General features: G+C 46.7%; 5 protein-coding genes and 1 riboswitch. Of the genes, 3 read left to right on the forward strand and 2 right to left on the reverse strand.

Going from position 1 to position 4,735, the window contains the following annotated elements; genetic code table 11:
• Window positions 1-476: 476 nt before the first annotated feature.
• Together K5677_RS13245 and K5677_RS13250 are read right to left on the reverse strand one after the other, a co-directional pair.
• A complete protein-coding gene (locus K5677_RS13245) occupies window positions 477-1,760 on the reverse strand; it encodes a folylpolyglutamate synthase/dihydrofolate synthase family protein (RefSeq protein ID WP_296728884.1) in 1,284 nt (427 codons plus the stop codon).
• A complete protein-coding gene (locus K5677_RS13250; protein WP_296728887.1) occupies window positions 1,757-2,317 on the reverse strand; it encodes a folate family ECF transporter S component in 561 nt (186 codons plus the stop codon). Before K5677_RS13250 ends, K5677_RS13245 begins: the two co-directional genes overlap by 4 nt.
• Before the next feature lie 68 nt (window positions 2,318-2,385).
• Window positions 2,386-2,500, reverse strand: a riboswitch (THF riboswitch).
• Between the two features lie 248 nt (window positions 2,501-2,748).
• Between K5677_RS13250 and hrcA the strand changes: the two genes are divergently transcribed.
• From hrcA to K5677_RS13265, 3 genes are all read left to right on the forward strand, one after another.
• On the forward strand, window positions 2,749-3,792 hold the full coding sequence (hrcA, locus tag K5677_RS13255; protein ID WP_296728889.1) for a heat-inducible transcriptional repressor HrcA: 1,044 nt from the start codon (window positions 2,749-2,751) through the stop codon (window positions 3,790-3,792).
• Window positions 3,793-3,808: 16 nt separating this feature from the next.
• Entirely contained in the window at window positions 3,809-4,366 is a 558-nt protein-coding gene (gene grpE / locus K5677_RS13260; RefSeq protein ID WP_296728891.1) for a nucleotide exchange factor GrpE, read from the forward strand.
• A gap of 123 nt (window positions 4,367-4,489) precedes the next feature.
• Window positions 4,490-4,735, forward strand: a 246-nt coding sequence (locus K5677_RS13265; protein WP_296728894.1) for an Hsp70 family protein, incomplete at its 3' end; no start/stop codon positions are given.

Genomic DNA, 4,735 nt, shown 5'->3' on the forward strand with positions numbered 1-4,735 from the left:
AGCTCCCGAACCCAAATGCTTATTCAGCGACAATAAAATAGCCCTGCATCGTCACAAAACAAGCAGGGTAACTAACACATAACTAACAAAACAGCTCAAAAATAGCGTAATACTGTGATTGCACTTTGTCAAAGAGATAATCAGATTTATCGCTATCAAGTACCTTTGCTATGCAGAGGTACTTTTCTTTTTCATGCTGAGGAGTCCTCGCAGCACAGCTGCTGCGGTCGCCGCTAAAAACAGTCCGCAGGACTGTTTTCTTAACGCGCCGACAGTTCTCGAAGAGATAATTTTATCCCTACTGGGAGAATATCAAAGCTATCAAGTACCTCTGTATTTGCAGAGGTACTTTTCTTTTCCCCTTATACAGACACAAAAAAGCAGCCGTAAACCGGCTGCTTTTGGGCATATATACAAAGCTTAAAATTATTTTTCTGAAATTCAACCTGTTGGCGTTGAAAAATTCTCTTTCCGGACTATATATGGAGGAGCTTTTTCAGCGCCTCTGTGAACTGCTGATACATATAAAGTGAGCCCAATGCAATAAGAGGCATATCGTGCTCCTTCGCGTAATCAAGTGCAGCTCCTGCTCCCGTGTCGTAATCCTCAAAGGGCAGTGTACGCAGACCGCGCTCAGTAAGCGACTGAGCAAGGACACGGCTGTCAAGAGCACGAGGATTATCAGGCTTTACCGCAAAAGCGGTATCGGTCAGCTCTCCAAGCATATCCGCATACAGCCCGTACTCCTTATCTGCCATGACACCGATGAGCAGAACCACCTTTTTATCGCCGAAATATCGGCGGATACTGTCTGCGGCGCAGCGTATCCCGTCAGGATTGTGAGCGCCGTCATATATAATAAGAGGCTCTCGGCTGATGACCTCAAATCGCCCGTGCCATTTCACATCGGAAAGTCCATGACGAACTGCGCTTTCGGGTATATCGATCCCCTCTCTGCGGAGTATCTCGACGCAGCTGAGAACATTCACCGCATTCTCGCACTGATACGTGCCAAGAAGCGGTATACTGAGCTTTTCCCCTTTATAGGTCAGCTCAGTACCGTTTATGGTGCAGTTATCCTCAGCCCACGAAAACTGCGAATAATCAGGGATAAACAGCTCACAGCCCAGCTTTTTTGCGGTATCGGCAGCTATTTCATAGGCTTCCTCACTGTTTCCGCCGAAGTATACAGGTCTGCCTGCCTTTATTATGCCGCATTTATGCGAAGCTATCTCTGCGATAGTATCGCCGAGGAAAGCTCCGTGGTCTTTCTGGACATTGGTTATTACCGATAATACGGGAGCCTTGATAACATTAGTAGAGTCAAGGTCTCCGCCCATGCCGCATTCAACTACAGCTATATCACAGCCTTTTCGCACAAAGAGCTCAAAAGCCGCCGCCGTAAGGACCTCAAACTCCGTGGGCTTTTCGTCCATGCTTTCGCATATGGGAGCAATATCACCGATAATATCCGCGAAATCCTGCTCACCTATCTCCTCGCCGTCAATGCGGAAGCTGTCCGTTACCTTAGTAATAGCAGGTGATGAAAATCCCCCCACTTTGTATCCTGCACTTTTCAGCACAGAGGTAAGCATAGCCCCGAATGAGCCCTTTCCGTTTGTGCCTGCGATATGGACTGTCCTGACTTTATCCTGCGGATCGCCCATAAGACCGAGAAGCTCGGTTATACGGGAAAGTCCCAGTACGCTGCCGCGCTGTGCAGCGATCTGCATATAATCTAAAGCCTCTGTAAAGTTCATTTTCTCTTTATCTTTTCAAGCTGTGCTGCAAAAGCCTTATTGCTCATGAGCATATAGATGATGATTGTCTCAATGATACCCATGATAAGGTTGGTCAAAGGTCTCCACACAAGCTGTGGCCTCATTCCCGGGAACAGGAAATAAAGACCTGTTGTATTTATTGCAAGAGAGCCGATAAGTCTTGCGACACCTACTGCGCAGGCAATTCTCGGGAGCTGCTTTTTCCTGAATATGTAATTATAGGAAAGACCTGCGAAAAATCCTGTAGCAGCAGCGCCCACTGTGATAAGAGGCATCGGTGTCATGCCTGTAACGAAGCAGCCTATGAGGTCAGCGCCTGCACCTACTGCCGCACCGATGAACGGTCCGAAGAAGATACCTGCCATAAGGACGGGCAGAGTCTCTGCGCTTATGCGGATAACACTGAAAAAGTCAACTCTCAGGGATTTACCCACAATGCTGATAGCGATGAGAAGTGCAGCCAGCACCAGTACCTTTGTGCTGCCGAAAAGTCTTATATCAGACTTCAGTGCAGCTGTTTTGTTGTTTGCAGCCATAAAAAAATCCTCCTTTTCCTCACTCATACGACAAGAAAAGAAGGCGTAGTCTCTTTTATATTGTCCTATGAAGCGGGATGCAAAATGTGAACCGTAAGCCTGAGCTTTTCGTTTGACTGACAACTCCCCGTTCAGCCAACACTGGAATACCGAATGGTATAACGAACACATTTTTACTCTTCAAAATATTGCAGTACTTTACTGCAATAACATTATACAGCAGAGATATGCGTTTGTCAATAGAATAACACACGAAAAACCACACGTTTATACTCTTTGTCAATTTGCTCTAAATGTACATAAACAGGTGGTAAAAATAGGTCAAAAAGCCGAAAATGTATAAAGCCCTTGACAAATCATCATAATAGTGATAAATTATAGTTAGCACTCAAAGAGTTAGAGTGCTAACGAGATTGAAGGGAGTGAGTATTGTGGACGACAGAAAGCTCAGAATACTTGCTGCTGTGGTTGACGAATATGTCAGAACGGGCGAACCCGTCGGCTCGAAATCGATCTCGAAGCTTGAAAATATCAATGTTTCCTCTGCTACTATCAGAAATGATATGGCAGCTCTCGAACAGCTGGGCTATCTTGAACAGCCCCACACCTCGGCAGGACGTGTTCCTACCTTCAAGGGCTACAGGCTGTATATAGACGAGCTGATGACGCCACATGACCTTCCCGAGGAAGAGAAGAGAATGCTGGACGAAATGCTTGGCGACAAGGATACTCCTGAGGAGCTCCTTGTACAGAACGCCGCAACAGCTCTCACTGAGATAACTCACTGCGCCGCAGTAGTTACCAACGCTGTTCCGAGATTTTCGGTAATATCAAAGGTAGAGGTCATCCCCACAGGCAAGCGCCTGTATGTGATACTCCTCATAACCTCAAACGGAAGCATTAAAAACAAGGCTTGCAGACTGGAATTCGACCTCAGCCACGAACAGCTGGATTTCTTTACACATTATATAGAAGAAAACCTCAGCGGTGTCTCAGTAGACGACCTCTCTGAGGAAATGTTCGATAAAATGGTGGCGGCAGTAAGCGCCTATATGGTGTCGCTTTCACCGCTGGTAAAAGGCATATGCGAGCTCTCGGAGGACCTGCGTCAGCAGGAGCTCACAGTCAGCGGAAGCGAAAAGCTTCTGTCCTGCGAGGAGCTTGACAAAATGGAGGTCGTGAGATTCATCGAGCATAAGGACGGTCTTTCAGAGCTCCTTGAAAACGCATTCAGCGGGATACAGGTAAAGTTCAGCTCTGAAAACGACAGCTTTGCAATAGGCAATTCAAGCCTTATAGTCTCTAAGTACCGCAAGGGCGGCAAGGAGGCAGGCTCTCTCGGAATAATAGGTCCTATGAGAGTCGATTATAAAAAGATAATTCCTTACGTCGAATACCTGACGCAGAAAATATCTGCCCTCATGGACGGCGAAGATGACATTACAAGTGCTCCGTCAGACATACAGGAGCCATAGAAAGGAGCAATGACCGATGGAGAAAAACGAAAATCTCTCTGAGGAGCTCGATGAGCTTCAGGAGGAGATGATAGACGATGATACCTCCGAGGCTCTCGACGAGGACGATGCGGCAAGTGAGTATAACGATTCAGCCGCACAGTTCGCGGATATGGAAGAGGCTCTCGCAGAGGCAAACGACAAGTACCTGAGGTTATATGCGGAGTACGATAACTACCGCAAAAGAACAGCCAAGGAAAAAACAGAGACATATCAGAACGCTTCTGTTCAGTGTGTTGAAAAGCTCCTCCCCGTGCTTGACAGCTTTGAGAGATCACTTGAGGCTGAGTGCGGCGACGAGAACTTCAAGAACGGAATGAACATGATATACAATCAGTTCAGGAATTTCCTCACACAGATGAACGTTACCGAGATAGAAGCTCTCGGAGCTGAATTCGATCCCAACGTTCACAATGCGATACAGCAGCAGGACGGCACCGATTACGCAAGCAATCATGTCTGCTCTGTTTTCCAGAAGGGCTATATGCTCGGGGATAAGCTTGTAAGACCTGCTATGGTGGCAGTGGCTATTTAGCCTTTAGCCCTTAGCCATTAGCTTGGGCTGGGCTTCATATCAATCAAAACAATCAATATAACGTCCGCAGTGCGGACACCATTGGCTAATTGCTAATGGCTTATAGATCAGGAGGAATTTATTATGAGTAAAATTATTGGTATCGATCTTGGTACAACAAACTCTTGCGTAGCTGTAATGGAGGGCGGTAACGCCGTAGTTATCCCCAACAGCGAGGGTGCAAGAACAACTCCTTCAGTCGTTGCTTTCACAAACAACGGCGAGCGTCTCGTAGGTCAGGTGGCTAAGAGACAGGCTATCACAAACCACGACAGAACAGTTTCTTCTATCAAGAGACATATGGGTTCTGATTATAAAGTTGCTATCGAC

The organism is Ruminococcus sp., assembly GCF_024684275.1.